This is a genomic window from Agromyces litoreus (genome assembly GCF_040496015.1).
GTDB lineage: Bacteria > Actinomycetota > Actinomycetes > Actinomycetales > Microbacteriaceae > Agromyces > Agromyces litoreus.
In genome coordinates this window covers 178,322-189,942 of sequence record NZ_JBEPKA010000001.1, presented here as the reverse complement: position 1 = coordinate 189,942, position 11,621 = coordinate 178,322, and the positions used below count along the sequence as shown (strand labels likewise).

Below are 11,621 nucleotides of genomic sequence, written 5' to 3'. Positions count from 1 at the left end.
GCGACGACCTCCGCGGTCACGTCCACGGCCGCATGTCCGGGATCCCGGACGCGACCGGCCCGCCGCGCGTTGTCGACCGGTCGACGAGGGTGTGGGATCGGAACATGACCACCGCCGCACCCACCCAGGCCGACGCCGTCGCCGGCCACCGCACCGTCCGCGCCGCCCGGGGCACCGAGCTCTCGGCGAAGAGCTGGCAGACCGAGGCGCCGCTGCGCATGCTCATGAACAACCTCGACCCCGAGGTCGCCGAGCGTCCGGAGGACCTGATCGTCTACGGCGGCACCGGCAAGGCCGCGCGCAGCTGGGAGGCCTACGACGCGATCGTGCGCACCCTCCGCGAGCTCGAGCCCGACGAGACGCTGCTCGTGCAGTCGGGCAAGCCCGTCGGCGTGTTCCGCACCCACGAGTGGGCGCCGCGCGTGCTCATCGCCAACTCGAACCTCGTCGGCGACTGGGCCACGTGGCCCGAGTTCCGCCGACTCGAGCAGCTCGGCCTGACCATGTACGGCCAGATGACCGCGGGCTCGTGGATCTACATCGGCACGCAGGGCATCCTGCAGGGCACCTACGAGACCTTCGGCGCCGTCGCGCGCTCGCTCGCCGCCAAGCGCGGCGCCACCGACGAGGAGGCCGCCACCGCCTCGCTCGCCGGCACCCTCACGCTCACCGCCGGCTGCGGCGGGATGGGCGGCGCGCAGCCGCTCGCCGTCACGCTCAACGGCGGCGCGGTGCTCATCGTCGACGTCGACGAGACGCGACTCGTGCGCCGCGTCGAGCACGGCTACCTCGACGAGGTCGCCCCGTCGCTGGACGACGCGGTAGAGCGCGTGCTCGCCGCCAAGGCCGCCGGCGAGGCGCTCAGCGTCGGCGTCGTCGGCAACGCGGCATCCGTGTTCCCCGAGCTGCTCGAGCGCGGGGTCGCCATCGACATCGTGACCGACCAGACCAGTGCCCACGACCCGCTGTCGTACCTGCCGGTGGGCGTCTCCGTCGCGGAGTGGCACGCGCTCGCGGCTTCCGACCCCGAGGAGTTCACGCGCCTCTCGCGCGAGTCGATGGCCCGCCACGTCGAGGCCATGGTCGGCTTCCAGGCGCGCGGCGCCGAGGTGTTCGACTACGGCAACTCGATCCGACGCGAGGCCGAGCTCGGCGGCTACGAGCACGCCTTCGACTTCCCCGGGTTCGTGCCCGCCTACATCCGGCCGCTGTTCGCCGAGGGCAAGGGACCGTTCCGCTGGGCCGCGCTCTCGGGCGACCCGGCCGACATCGCGGCGACCGACCGTGCCATCCTCGAGCTGTTCCCCGAGGATGCGCACCTGCGGCGCTGGATCGAGCAGGCCGGCGAGAAGGTCCACTTCGAGGGCCTGCCCGCCCGCATCTGCTGGCTCGGCTACAAGGAGCGGCACCTCGCCGGCCTGAAGTTCAACGAGATGGTCGCCTCGGGCGAGCTGTCGGCGCCGGTCGCGATCGGCCGCGACCACCTCGACTCGGGCTCGGTCGCGTCGCCCTACCGCGAGACCGAGGCCATGGCCGACGGCTCCGACGCGATCGCCGACTGGCCGCTGCTGAACGCCCTCCTCAACACGGCCTCCGGAGCGACCTGGGTGTCGCTGCACCACGGCGGCGGCGTCGGCATCGGCCGCTCCATCCACTCGGGCCAGGTCGTGGTCGCCGACGGCACCGACCTCGCGGCGGAGAAGATCGCGCGCGTGCTCGTGAACGACCCCGGCACGGGCGTCATGCGCCACGTCGATGCGGGCTACGACCGCGCCGTCGAGGTCGCCCGCGAGCGCGGCCTGCACGTGCCCATGATGGACGCATGACCCGCGGTCGCGCCGTGCAGCGGACCCTGCTGACGAACATCGGCGAGCTCGTCACCAACGACCCCGCCGACGACCGCGAGGGCGGCCCGCTCGGCATCGTGCGCGACGCGGCCCTCCTCGTCGAGGACGGTCGCGTCGCGTGGGCGGGCCCGGCGGCGCAGGCGCCGGTCGGCGACGGCGTCGTCGTCGACCTCGGCGGGCGCGCGGTCATCCCGGGCTTCGTCGACAGCCACACCCACCTCGTGTTCGGCGGCGACCGCGCAGAGGAGTTCGCCGCCCGCATGGCCGGCCGGAGGTACGAGGCGGGCGGGATCCGCTCGACCGTCGCCGCGACGCGCGCCGCGACCGACCACGACCTTCGCGCGCGGCTCGCCGGGTTCGTCGACGAGCTGCACCGGCAGGGCACGACGACCTTCGAGGTCAAGACCGGATACGGGCTCAGCGTCGCCGACGAGGCGCGCCTCGCGCGCCTGGCGAGCGAGGTCACCGACGAGGTGACCTTCCTCGGGGCCCACGTGGTGCCCGCCGAGTACGCGGACGCGGAGCGCGACCCGGGCACCGGTGCCGACGCGTACGTCGACCTCGTGGTCGGCGCGATGCTCGACGAGTGCGCGCCGCACGCCCGCTGGATCGACGCCTTCTGCGAGCGCGGCGCGTTCACGGCGGAGCAGTCCCGGCGGGTGCTCGAGGCGGGTCGCGCGGCGGGCCTCGGCGTGCGCGTGCACGGCAACCAGCTCGGCGAGGGCCCGGGCGTCGCACTCGCGGTCGAGCTCGGTGCGGCATCCGTCGATCACTGCACGTACCTCTCCGACGACGACGTCGCCGCGCTGGCGGCATCCGACACCGTCGCGACGCTGCTGCCCGGCGTCGAGTTCTCGACCCGGCAGCCCTACCCGGATGCGCGCGGGCTCATCGACGCCGGCGTCGCGGTCGCGCTCGCGAGCGACTGCAACCCGGGATCGAGCTTCACGAGCTCGATGCCGTTCTGCATCGCCGTCGCCGTGCGCGACATGGGGATGACGCCGGCCGAGGCCGTCTGGGCGTCGACCGCGGGCGGCGCGCTGGCGCTGCGGCGGACCGACGTGGGTGCGCTCCGGCCCGGGATGCGCGCCGACCTCGCCGTGCTCGATGCGCCGAGCAGCATCCACCTCGCCTACCGCCCCGGGGTGCCGATCGTCGCCGAGACGTGGAAGGACGGCGCCAGGGTCGCCTGAGCCCGGCTCGCGCTGCGCCCGGGCGGGCGGCCCCACGCCTCAGTCGTCGTCGGCGCGCCGCAGCCGACGACGTGCCGCGAGCAGGGTCACCTCCGGGTGGCCGGCGACGAGGCGCTCGGCCCGGTCGAGCACGTCCGTCACGCGATCCGCGCTCGGCCCCGCGACCGCCACGCCGAGCTCGGCCCGGCGGTGCAGGTCGTGCGCGCCGACTTCGGCGACCGAGGCCTCGGTGCTCCGCCGGAGCTCGGCGATGATCGGGCGCACGACGGCGCGCTTCTGCTTCAGCGAGTGGACGTCGCCGAGCAGCACGTCGAACTCGATCCAGCCGATCCACACCCGGCCAGCCTCCCATGACGCCGGACCGGCGACGACCTCGACCTCAGTCCCGTCCCGACTCGATCCGAGCGGCCGCACGGATCGCCGCCTCGACGAGCGACCGGTCCGGCAGCCCGGCCGGCCCGCGAGCGGTCGCGTAGACCCGGCAGGCGAGGACGCCGACGACCCCGCTCGCGCCCGCGACGTCAGCGCCGTCCACGAGGATCGTCGGGGAACCGGCGAATGCGGACGCCAGCGCCTGCCGCTCGGAACGGATCGGGATGCACTCGACCGGCACGTCCGCCCGCCCGACGTCGTCGAGGACGGATCTCGCGAGGCCGCGCGCCTGCCGCCAGTGCGGGCAGGCGTCGACGTAGTGCACCTCGACCCTCATGCCCTCATTGTCGTCCTCGTGGCGGCCGATCGGTCGGCACCGCCGGCGCGGGCACGACGGGACGTCCGGCCCACGTCTCCGGCCCCCCGAGGAGGAGCATGGGCGCGGAGGACGCCTGGGGGTGGGGCCATGGATCTCGCCGTCGACCGCGCGGTCGGAACGGACCAGGTGCGCATCTGGGCCGGCCTGCAGGGCTTCGTCAGCCTCGCGGCGCTGGTCGCCCTGATCCTGTTCTTCGTGCTCTCCACGCCGTTCTCGACCCCGCAGGCGAGATGGTCCTGGCTGGGCCCGGTCAACGACTGGCTCGCGGTCATCGGTGCGGTGCCGTGGATCGTCGCGATGCTGCTGCTGGCCCGCTACGTCGCCGCCGGCCCGTGGCTGTGGGCGCTCACCGTGCTCGCGTGCGTCGGCGCCGCCGCGATCGCCATCGTCACGGTCCTCATGCTCGCCGGCCTCGCCGACCTGCAGGCCCAGTCGATCGTCGCGGTCGCGGCGACCCTCGTCGCATTCGCGTGGGCCGCCGTCGTCTCGGCGGTCGCGCGCGATGCCGGGGTCCTTCCCCCGTGGGCGGCGATCCTCGCGATCGCGGTGATCGCGGCGTTCCTCGCCGGGGCGGTGGTCGCGGGCCTCGCGTTCGCCGCCGCCGACGGGTCGGCGCTCCGCACGGTGCTGTTCGCGGTCGCGGTCGGCGTCGGCGGCCTCGCATGGATCGCCTTCCCGGTGTGGTGGCTCGCGGTCGCGTCGACCGTCACCTAGCGGCTGACGACGCCTAGCGCCGCACCTCGATCGCGCTCACGCCACCGAGGTCGAGCCAGGCGCGCTCGCCCGTGTCGACGAGCACCGCGAGCACATTGTCGCAGTGCGGGCAGCGCACGACCGTGCCGGCGCCGCTCACGTAGACCATGGTCCGGGCGAACTCCTGGACGGTGCCGCAGCCCGTGCAGCGTCCGTTCGCCGTGGTGATGTCGAACGAGAAGAAGTCGGCGAGCGGTCCGGCGAGCGCGTTGCCGTCGACGTGGCCGGTCATCAGGTGCCTCCGAATCGTTCGGTGCGGATGTCGCGGGAGTCGTGGCCGAGCTCGATGAGCCACGAGGCCACGAGCTCGACGAAGCCCGTCGAGCCGCAGACGTAGACGATCGGGCGGTCGCCCGGCGGGATGGTCGCCTCGGCGAGGCGCTCCCGCGTGATCCGGCCGGGCGGAGCCGATGCCCCGTCCGGTGCGCGCCTCGAGTAGACGAAGTCGAGCCGCAGCGGCGCGGACGAGCGGGCGAGCTCGTCGAGCTCCGCGGCGAAGTAGACGTCCTCCGGCGTCCGCGCGGCGTACAGCAGGCGGAACGGCGTCGGGTCGTCGGCGTCGGCGTGCGCCCGGGCCATCGCGACGAGCGGCACGACGCCCGAGCCGCCGGCGATGAGCTGGACGGGCCGCGCGTCGCCGCCGGCCGCGCGCGGACGCCACACGAAGAACGCGCCGAGGGGTCCGTGCACCTCGAACCGGTCGCCGGCTCGGAGCACGTCGACGAGGAAGGGCGAGACCTCGCCGTCGGGCACCCTGTCGACGGCGAGCACGACCCGGGTGCCGTCGCCCGACGACGCGATCGAGTACGACCGGCTGGCCGTGTAGCCGTCCTCCGCGGTCAGGCGGATGTCGAGGTGCTGGCCGGCGGCGTTGCCGGGCCACCCGTCGACCTCGAGCTCGATGCGGGCCGCGCTCGACGTCTCGCGGCGGGTGGCGGCGACCGTGGCGGGGTGCCACCCGGCCCGCGGCACCGGAGAGGAGGGGACCCCGAAGGTCGCGGCGGCCGACGCGGCCGCGCTCGACGCGTCGCTCACCAGTACCGCTCCTCCTTCCAGGGGTCTCCCCGGAGGTGGTACCCGTTCTGCTCCCAGAAGCCGGGCTCGTCGTGCTCCATCATCTCCAATCCGCGGACCCACTTCGCGCTCTTCCAGAAGTACAGGTGCGGCACCAGCAACCGGGCTGGGCCGCCGTGCTCGGGGTCGAGCGGCTCCCCGTCGAACTCGAACGCGACCCACGCCCTGCCGCCGAGCAGGTCGTCGAGCGGCACGTTCGTCGTGTAGCCCCCGTAGCTGTGCGCCATCGTGTACTCGAACTCCGTCTCGACGCCGTCGAACAGCGTGTCGAGGGCGATCCCGCGCCATCCGGTGCCGAGCTTCGACCAGTGCGTGACGCAGTGGATGTCGGTCGTGACGTCCTCGATCGGCAGTGCCATGAGCTCGTCCCAGCTCCAGCGGTGCTCGGCGCCCGACTCGGTGCGGATCGTGAACGCCCATTCGGCCGTGTCGACCTCGGGCGTCGGCCCAGCCGACAGCACGGGGAAGTCGCCGACGAGGGTCTGCCCGGGCGGCAGCCGATCGTCCCGTTCGCGCCCCCGCCCGGTGAAGCCCCTCGTGATGAACGACATGGCGCCCCCACCCCCGGGTCTCACGATAGTGACGGGCGGAACGGATGTCACCGGTCGATCGGTGCGTAGGGTTGGGTCATGGCTGCCATCGCGCTCGGCATCCCGGCCGTCCGCCGGTCCGATGCCGACGTGCCGTCGACCGAAGGGCGCCCGCACGTCGCCGGACTCGTCGACCGCTTCGGACGCGTGGCCCGCGACCTGCGCATCTCGATCACCTCGGCGTGCTCGTTGCGCTGCACCTACTGCATGCCGGCCGAGGGCCTGCCGGTGATCCCGCGCGACGAGCTGCTCTCCGCCGACGAGATCGCCCGGCTCGTCGGCATCGCGGTGCGCGACCTCGGCGTGCACGAGGTGCGGTTCACGGGCGGCGAGCCGCTCACCAGGGGCGACCTCGTCGAGATCGTCCGCCGCAGCGCGGATGCCGCGCCGGGCACGCCGCTCGCCCTGACGACCAACGGCATCGGCCTCGACAAGCGCGCGGCGGCGCTGCGGGATGCGGGCCTCTCGCGCGTGAACGTCTCGCTCGACACGCTCGACCGCGAGCACTTCGCCCGCCTCACCCGGCGGGACCGGCTGCCCGCCGTGCTCGCCGGCATCGACGCCGCGCACCGCGCCGGCCTCGGCCCGATCAAGGTGAACGCCGTGCTCATGCGGGCGACGCTGCACGACGCTCCCGACCTGCTCGCCTGGGCGATCGAGCACGGCTCGCGGCTGCGCTTCATCGAGCAGATGCCGCTCGACGCCGACGAGGCGTGGCGACGCGAGCACATGGTCGACGCCGCGGAGCTGCTGGCCGTGCTGCGAACGCGCTTCGCACTCGACGCGGTCGGCCGCGAGGATCCGGCGGCGCCCGCCGAGGAGTGGCTGGTCGACGGCGGGCCGGCCACGGTCGGCGTCATCGCCTCGGTGACGCGCCCGTTCTGCGGGGCCTGCGATCGGACGCGCCTCACCGCGGAGGGCGCGGTGCGCTCGTGCCTGTTCGGCGACGACGAGACCGACCTGCGCGGCCTGCTGCGGTCGGGCGCCGGAGACGCCGAGATCGCCGATCGCTGGCGTGCGGCCATGTGGGGCAAGAAGGCGGGGCACGGCATCGACGACGTCGACTTCGTGCGTCCCGTACGGACGATGGGAGGCATCGGTGGCTGAGCCAGGCACCCTCGAGCGGACCGTGCTGGTGCGCTACTTCGCGGCCGCGGCCGAAGCCGCAGGCACCGAAGAGGAGCAGGTCGTCGTCGACGGCGACGCCTCGACGGTCGGCGACCTGCGCGACCTCCTCGCCGCCCGGTACGGGGCACCCATGGTTCGCGTGCTCGCGAACGGCTCGTTCCTCGTCGACGGCGTCGTGCGACGCGACCCGTCGACGCCGATCGGCGCCCGGGTCGACGTGCTGCCGCCGTTCGCCGGCGGCTGAGCGCGCTCCGCCACGGCCGCCCGCGCGCGCTCAGCGCCTCAGAGGTTGACCCACTCGCTGGCGCCGCCGTCGAGGTGCTGGCGCTTCCAGATCGGCGTGCGCTCCTTGATGCGGTCGACCAGCTGCGCGCACGCGGCGAACGCCTCGGCCCGGTGCGGCGCGGCGACGGATGCCACGAGTGCGACGTCGCCGATCCCCAGGGCGCCGACGCGGTGGGCGGCGGCGATCGCGAGTCCCGTCTCACGGGCGACCTCGGCGCAGGTGTCGCGGAGGAACCGCTCGGCCTCGGGGTGGGCGGAGTAGTCCAGCGCGGTGACCGCCTCGCCGTGGTCGTGGTCGCGGATCACGCCCTCGAACGTCACGAGCGCCCCGTCCCGGCGGGTGAGCACGAACGCCTCGATCGCGGCCCGGTCGAGCGGCTGGTCGGTGACGATCGCGAGCACCTCGGGGTCAGGCATGCGGCGCGCCCCCGTGCTCCATGCGCTGGGCTTCGCCGACCGGTTCGCCGCCCGTGGCCCCGGCCGGCGGCCGGCCCGCATGGTCGCCCCCGGCGACCTGGTCGACCAGGTGCGGCAGCAGCTCGTCGAGCACGGCGAGCCCGTCGGCGACGCCGCCGCGCGAGCCGGGCAGGTTCACCACGACCGTGCGACCGGCGACGCCGGCGAGGGCACGGCTGAGCGCGGCGGTCGGCGTGGCGGCCCGGCCGGCGGCGCGGATCGCCTCGGCGACGCCGGGCAGCGCCCGGTCGAGGACGGCTGCGGTCGCCTCGGGCGTTCGATCGGTCGGGCTCACCCCGGTGCCGCCGGTCGTCAGGACGACCGTCGGCGATTCGTCGACCGCGGCGCGCAGCGCGTCGGCGAGGTCCGCGTCGGCGACCACCCGGGGCTCGCCCGCGCGGAACCCGCGCGACCCGAGCCACCCGGCGATCACCGGGCCGGTCGTGTCCTCCGCGGTGCCGGCTGCGGCCCGCGTGGAGGCGACGAGCACGATCGCGGTGCGCTCGCCAGCGTCGGCCGGGACGACCTCGGAGGCGGCATCCGGAACCGCGGCGGGCTGCTCGTCGGCCCGCCAGGTGCCACGCGTGCCGCCGCGCTTCTCCACGAGGCGGATGCCGCCGAGCCGCGCCGCGGGATCGACCGCCTTGACCATGTCGTGCAGGGTCAGGCCGGCGACCGCCACCGCCGTGAGCGCCTCCATCTCGATACCCGTCCGGGCTGTCGTCGAGACGGTCGCGCGGATGGTGACGGCGGACTCGTCGAATCCGAAGTCGATCGAGACGGCGTCCAGCGGCACGATGTGGGCCAGCGGGATCAGCTCGCTGGTGCGCTTGGCCCCCGAGATGCCCGCGATCCGCGCCGTCGGCAGCACGTCGGCCTTCCGCAGGCCGTCCGAGCGCACGAGGCCGACGACCTCGGGCGTGGTGTCGAGTCGGCCCTCGGCGATCGCGATGCGTCGGGTGACGGGCTTGCCGCCGACGTCGACCATCCGGGCGCGGCCGTCGTCGTCGAGGTGGGTGAGCTCGCTCATAGGAACACGGTATCCACGTCGTCGCCGGACGCCAGCGCCTCGACGTCCTCGGGGACCACGACCAGCAGCTCGGAGGCCGCGAGCGCGGCGACCAGGTGCGAGCCCGGTCCGCCCACGACCTCGACGCGGCCGTCGTCGGTGCGCCGCCCGCGCAGGAACTGCCGTCGGCCCGGGATGGAGTCGATCGGCGTCGCGAGCGTCATCCGCTCCGCGCGTGCGGGGGCGAGCCCGGCGATCGCCCGCAGCGTCGGGGCGACGAAGAGCGCGAACGACAGCTGGGCGCTCACCGGGTTGCCCGGGAACGCGACCAGCGGCACGCCGCGGTGCACGCCCGTCGCCTGCGGTCCGCCCGGCTGCATCGCGACCGAGCCGACCCAGGCGCCCCTGGGCTCGATGAACTGCCGCACCACCTCGTGGTCGCCCATCGAGATGCCGCCGCTGGTCAGGATGAGCTCGGCGCCGGCGTCGACCGCCGCGTCGAGCTCCGCCTCGAGCCGGTCGACGTCGTCGCGCACGCGGCCGGCGTGCACGACGACCGCGCCCGCGGCTCCGACCCCGGCGGCGAGCGCGACGCCGTTCGCATCGGGCAGCTCGCCGGGCCCGAGCTCGGACCCCGGCTCGACGAGCTCGCTGCCCGTGCTCACCACCGCGACCCGGACCCGCTCGCGGACGAGCAGCTCGGTGCGGCCGGCGGCCGCGGCGGCGGCGAGGTGCCGGGGCTCGAGTCGCACGCCGGCGGGCAGCACGTCCGCCCCGGCGACGAGGTCGGAGCCGGCCTCGCGCACGTACGCGCCCGCGCCGCGCGCGCGGAGCACCCGGACCCTCGAGCCGTCGCCCGCCGGCTCGGTGTCCTCGACCGGCACGACGGCGTCGGCGCCCGCGGGCACGGGGGCGCCGGTCATGATGCGCATCGCGGTGCCCTCGGCCAGCGGCGCCGGGACACCCGGCGCCGCGGCCGACTCGCCGACCAGCGGGAGCTCGACCGGGGCGCCCGCGACATCCCGGGCCCGGACGGCGACGCCGTCCATCTGGGCGTTCCGGAACGGCGGCAGCGGGATGGCCGACTCGACCGGCGAGGCCGTGATGCGCCCGAGCGCCTCGGCGAGCGGCACCCGCTCGGTCGCGCGCGCGCCGAGCGGTGCGAGCAGGGTGCGCACGAATCGCGCGTGCTCGTCGAACGGGATGCGGCTCATGCCTGCCTCGCCATCTCTCAGTACCTCGTCACCGCCGCGTCCACGTCGACCGACCACGCGTCGATGCCGCCCGTGAGGTTGCGCACCGAGGCGAACCCCGCGCTCGCCATCCGCTCGGCCGCGTGCCGTGACCGCACGCCGAGGTGGCAGAACACGACGACCGGCGCCTCGGGGTCGAGCTCGCCGGTGCGGGCTGCGAGGTCGCCCAGCGGGATGAGGATCGCGCCGCGGATGGACGCCACCTCGGCCTCCCACGGCTCCCGGACGTCGAGCAGCAGGGGCGGCGACGGCGAGGCGAGCTCGGCGGCCAGCGTCCGCGCGTCGACCTCGCCGGGGAGCGCACGCTCCTCGGCTCCGGACCGGGCGGGCGCCGGCGGCGGCTGCGTCGCGACGCCTCGTCCGGGCGCGGCGACGAGGTCCGCCGGCTCGGGCTCGTCGGCTCGCGCGTAGGCGATCTCCCGCGTCCGCCCCGTGAGCGCGTCGTACACCGCGACACGGCCGAGGAGCGGCTCGCCGATCCCCGCGAGCAGCTTGAGCACCTCTCCGGCCATCAGGCCACCGGTCACGGTGCACACGGTGGGCAGGATCCCGTCGATCTCGCAGCTGAGACCGGCATCGGCGGGCGGTTCGGGGAACAGGTCGCGGTACGAGACCCCGCGGGCCTCCCAGCACACGCCGGCCTGACCCGAGAAGCGGGCGGCGGAGCCCCACACGAGGGGGACGCCCGCTCGCGCCGCCGCCGCGTCCGCGACGTAGCGCGTGCCGAGGTCGTCGGTGCCGTCCACGACGAGGTCGGCGTCGGCGAGGAGGCCGTCGGCGGACCGCTCGTCGAACCGGGCGGCGACGGGGCGGACGTCGATGCCGGGCGCGAGCTGCCGCGCGGTCTCCGCGGCCGACTCGACCTTCGGCCGCCCCACGTCCGCGTCGTGGTGCAGCGTCTGCCGGTGCAGGTTCGTCGGCTCCACGAGATCGTGGTCGACCAGGGTGAGCCTGCCGACGCCGGCCGCGGCGAGGCCCGGGATCACGGCACTGCCGAGTCCGCCGGCCCCGAGCACGACGACGTGGGCCTCGGCGAGCCGCCGCTGCCCCGACGCGCCGAGGCCGGGCAGGACGCGCTGGCGCGCGAACCGGACGGACGCTGGGTCGACGGGCATGGCTCGATTCTCGCAGCCCGCGTAGGCGATGGGTCCGCCGAAGGCAATCCCTACCGGGTTCACAGGCTGAACGCGTACGGTCATACCACGGGCCACCGCACCGGACGGTGTCCCGCGCCGCCGTGTCGACCCGACCCCGGTCTTGCGGATTCGGCCGAGCATGCGCG

14 protein-coding genes are annotated in these 11,621 nt (G+C 75.1%); 5 read left to right on the top strand and 9 right to left on the bottom strand.

Going from position 1 to position 11,621, the window contains the following annotated elements:
* Positions 1 to 104: 104 nt before the first annotated feature.
* Together hutU and hutI are read left to right on the top strand one after the other, a co-directional pair.
* Positions 105 to 1,826, top strand: a complete 1,722-nt coding sequence (gene hutU / locus ABME01_RS00945; RefSeq protein ID WP_353826469.1) for a urocanate hydratase — start codon at positions 105 to 107, stop codon at positions 1,824 to 1,826.
* Positions 1,823 to 3,040 carry an imidazolonepropionase gene (gene hutI / locus ABME01_RS00940; protein WP_353826468.1) on the top strand — a complete coding sequence of 406 codons (1,218 nt, stop codon included), beginning with the start codon at positions 1,823 to 1,825 and terminating at the stop codon, positions 3,038 to 3,040. Before hutU ends, hutI begins: the two co-directional genes overlap by 4 nt.
* Positions 3,041 to 3,079: 39 nt before the next feature.
* On the opposite strand, the gene ABME01_RS00935 is transcribed toward hutI, so the two are convergent.
* Positions 3,080 to 3,376, bottom strand: coding sequence for a DUF503 domain-containing protein (locus ABME01_RS00935; RefSeq protein ID WP_353826467.1), 297 nt, complete (start codon positions 3,374 to 3,376; stop codon positions 3,080 to 3,082).
* A gap of 43 nt (positions 3,377 to 3,419) precedes the next feature.
* Positions 3,420 to 3,749: a hypothetical protein gene (locus ABME01_RS00930; RefSeq protein ID WP_353826466.1), complete on the bottom strand. Its 330-nt coding sequence runs from the start codon at positions 3,747 to 3,749 to the stop codon at positions 3,420 to 3,422.
* Positions 3,750 to 3,878: 129 nt separating this feature from the next.
* On the opposite strand from ABME01_RS00930, the gene ABME01_RS00925 reads away from it, so the two are divergent.
* Positions 3,879 to 4,505, top strand: a complete 627-nt coding sequence (locus ABME01_RS00925) for a hypothetical protein (RefSeq protein ID WP_353826465.1) — start codon at positions 3,879 to 3,881, stop codon at positions 4,503 to 4,505.
* Positions 4,506 to 4,518: 13 nt separating this feature from the next.
* Here ABME01_RS00925 and ABME01_RS00920 read toward each other — a convergent pair whose 3' ends face one another.
* The 3 genes from ABME01_RS00920 to ABME01_RS00910 are packed head-to-tail and all read right to left on the bottom strand — an operon-like array spanning position 4,519 to position 6,169.
* Positions 4,519 to 4,776, bottom strand: a complete 258-nt coding sequence (locus ABME01_RS00920) for a DUF6510 family protein (protein ID WP_353826464.1) — start codon at positions 4,774 to 4,776, stop codon at positions 4,519 to 4,521.
* Positions 4,776 to 5,579, bottom strand: a complete 804-nt coding sequence (locus ABME01_RS00915) for a ferredoxin reductase (protein WP_353826463.1) — start codon at positions 5,577 to 5,579, stop codon at positions 4,776 to 4,778. The genes ABME01_RS00920 and ABME01_RS00915 overlap by 1 nt, the downstream gene beginning before the upstream one ends.
* Positions 5,576 to 6,169, bottom strand: a complete 594-nt coding sequence (locus ABME01_RS00910; RefSeq protein WP_353826462.1) for a sulfite oxidase-like oxidoreductase — start codon at positions 6,167 to 6,169, stop codon at positions 5,576 to 5,578. The genes ABME01_RS00915 and ABME01_RS00910 overlap by 4 nt, the downstream gene beginning before the upstream one ends.
* Before the next feature lie 78 nt (positions 6,170 to 6,247).
* Here ABME01_RS00910 and moaA point away from each other — a divergent pair, with 78 nt between their 5' ends.
* Positions 6,248 to 7,315 carry a GTP 3',8-cyclase MoaA gene (gene moaA, locus ABME01_RS00905; RefSeq protein WP_353826461.1) on the top strand — a complete coding sequence of 356 codons (1,068 nt, stop codon included), beginning with the start codon at positions 6,248 to 6,250 and terminating at the stop codon, positions 7,313 to 7,315.
* Positions 7,308 to 7,580: a MoaD/ThiS family protein gene (locus ABME01_RS00900; protein WP_353826460.1), complete on the top strand. Its 273-nt coding sequence runs from the start codon at positions 7,308 to 7,310 to the stop codon at positions 7,578 to 7,580. Before moaA ends, ABME01_RS00900 begins: the two co-directional genes overlap by 8 nt.
* Positions 7,581 to 7,618: 38 nt before the next feature.
* On the opposite strand, the gene ABME01_RS00895 is transcribed toward ABME01_RS00900, so the two are convergent.
* Genes ABME01_RS00895 through ABME01_RS00880 form a run of 4 tightly spaced genes read right to left on the bottom strand, consistent with a single transcriptional unit; the run spans position 7,619 to position 11,454 of the window.
* Positions 7,619 to 8,038, bottom strand: coding sequence for a molybdenum cofactor biosynthesis protein MoaE (locus ABME01_RS00895; protein WP_353826459.1), 420 nt, complete (start codon positions 8,036 to 8,038; stop codon positions 7,619 to 7,621).
* A complete protein-coding gene (gene moaCB, locus ABME01_RS00890; RefSeq protein WP_353826458.1) occupies positions 8,031 to 9,107 on the bottom strand; it encodes a bifunctional molybdenum cofactor biosynthesis protein MoaC/MoaB in 1,077 nt (358 codons plus the stop codon). Before moaCB ends, ABME01_RS00895 begins: the two co-directional genes overlap by 8 nt.
* Complete coding sequence (locus ABME01_RS00885; RefSeq protein WP_353826457.1) at positions 9,104 to 10,300, bottom strand: molybdopterin molybdotransferase MoeA; 1,197 nt, start codon at positions 10,298 to 10,300, stop codon at positions 9,104 to 9,106. Before ABME01_RS00885 ends, moaCB begins: the two co-directional genes overlap by 4 nt.
* Positions 10,301 to 10,317: 17 nt before the next feature.
* Complete coding sequence (locus ABME01_RS00880) at positions 10,318 to 11,454, bottom strand: HesA/MoeB/ThiF family protein (protein WP_353826456.1); 1,137 nt, start codon at positions 11,452 to 11,454, stop codon at positions 10,318 to 10,320.
* Positions 11,455 to 11,621 lie beyond the last annotated feature (167 nt).

Coding starts and splice junctions, on each gene's coding strand:
- ABME01_RS00895 (WP_353826459.1), bottom strand. CDS start 8,038: ATGCCTGACCCCGAGGTGCTCGCGATCGTCACCGACCAGCCGCTCGAC.
- hutI (WP_353826468.1), top strand. CDS start 1,823: ATGACCCGCGGTCGCGCCGTGCAGCGGACCCTGCTGACGAACATCGGC.
- ABME01_RS00930 (WP_353826466.1), bottom strand. CDS start 3,749: ATGAGGGTCGAGGTGCACTACGTCGACGCCTGCCCGCACTGGCGGCAG.
- ABME01_RS00925 (WP_353826465.1), top strand. CDS start 3,879: ATGGATCTCGCCGTCGACCGCGCGGTCGGAACGGACCAGGTGCGCATC.
- ABME01_RS00910 (WP_353826462.1), bottom strand. CDS start 6,169: ATGTCGTTCATCACGAGGGGCTTCACCGGGCGGGGGCGCGAACGGGAC.
- hutU (WP_353826469.1), top strand. CDS start 105: ATGACCACCGCCGCACCCACCCAGGCCGACGCCGTCGCCGGCCACCGC.
- ABME01_RS00880 (WP_353826456.1), bottom strand. CDS start 11,454: ATGCCCGTCGACCCAGCGTCCGTCCGGTTCGCGCGCCAGCGCGTCCTG.
- moaA (WP_353826461.1), top strand. CDS start 6,248: ATGGCTGCCATCGCGCTCGGCATCCCGGCCGTCCGCCGGTCCGATGCC.
- ABME01_RS00920 (WP_353826464.1), bottom strand. CDS start 4,776: ATGACCGGCCACGTCGACGGCAACGCGCTCGCCGGACCGCTCGCCGAC.
- ABME01_RS00885 (WP_353826457.1), bottom strand. CDS start 10,300: ATGAGCCGCATCCCGTTCGACGAGCACGCGCGATTCGTGCGCACCCTG.
- moaCB (WP_353826458.1), bottom strand. CDS start 9,107: ATGAGCGAGCTCACCCACCTCGACGACGACGGCCGCGCCCGGATGGTC.